Source organism: Caloramator mitchellensis (assembly GCF_001440545.1).
Classification (GTDB): Bacteria; Bacillota; Clostridia; order Clostridiales; family Caloramatoraceae; genus Caloramator; species Caloramator mitchellensis.
Window position 1 is genome coordinate 1 of sequence record NZ_LKHP01000049.1, and the last position, 676, is coordinate 676.

The following is a 676-nucleotide window of genomic DNA, read 5'->3' on the forward strand; positions in this document are numbered from 1 at the left end:
GGTCCAGATATGAGATGGGTAACAGGACTTCACAACTTCAACGGTTATCTATCAGCTGGACTACCATACGGAGATAGAACAGTATTAAACAAGCTATTAAATGGCGAACCAGACATGCAAAGATTAACAGAATATGCTGACTGGGTAGAATTATTATTCAAGTATGCAGACAAGACAGTTCTATTGACAGGAAACTATGATGCACAGGTTGGACAATTTGCAACAGGAAAAGCAGTGTTTATACATCAAGGAAACTGGATAGACCCATGGCTTATTCAAAATGGAGTTAACTTCAAGATGGGATTTGCACCACACGCATCAGTTAAGGGAACTATGGATTCAATATTTATAGGAGCACCATCATACTATGTAATAAACAAGGACAGCAAGAATAAGGAAGCAGCAAGGGCATTCTTAAACTACATGGCAACAAAGGAAGCAGGACACAACTATATGGTAAACGAAGCAAAGATGGTTCCAGCATTTAAGAACGTAACATTAAAACCAGATGCACCTCTTTCAGCAAATGTTACTGAATGGTTAGCAAAGGGCAAGGCATATACATGGTTACAAAACGATATGCCAGATGGATTTGGAATGGGAACAATAGCTCCAATATATGAAAGCTTTGCAAAGGGAGATATAAACAAGCAACAATTTATTGAACAAATTGCTG

At 38.3% G+C, this 676-nt stretch carries 1 protein-coding gene; it reads left to right on the top strand.

The window, feature by feature from the left end; all coding sequences use genetic code 11:
- On the top strand, positions 1–676 hold a 676-nt coding region (locus tag ABG79_RS12150; protein WP_152978259.1), incomplete at both ends, for an extracellular solute-binding protein.